Below are 244 nucleotides of genomic sequence, written 5' to 3'. Positions count from 1 at the left end.
AATAAAACCGCCATACTAAATAAAACAAAAATTAAAAAAATTCCTTATAGAAAGGAACTAAAACCCATAATACATAAACTAATTCAACTCATCAACATAAACAAAAACAAAAATAAATTAAAAAGCACCCTTAAATACGACAAAAAAAATCAAACCAATATAAAAATCATCTCAATAAAAACTAAAAAACACAATAAATAAAAACAAAATAATGCCTATATAAAAATCCTTAGTTAACCCCAGA

1 protein-coding gene is annotated in these 244 nt (G+C 22.1%); it reads left to right on the top strand.

Annotation, left to right across the window (positions count from 1 at the left end; all coding sequences use genetic code 11):
* Positions 1–201 (top strand): hypothetical protein (locus tag Q4519_RS22535; protein WP_303516112.1); only part of this gene is annotated, 201 nt, incomplete at its 5' end.
* Positions 202–244: the final 43 nt, after the last annotated feature.

The sequence above is a fragment of the Motilimonas sp. 1_MG-2023 genome (assembly GCF_030547455.1).
Classification (GTDB): domain Bacteria; phylum Pseudomonadota; class Gammaproteobacteria; order Enterobacterales; family CBDFNC01; genus Motilimonas.
This window is presented reverse-complemented; position numbering and strand designations above follow the sequence as displayed.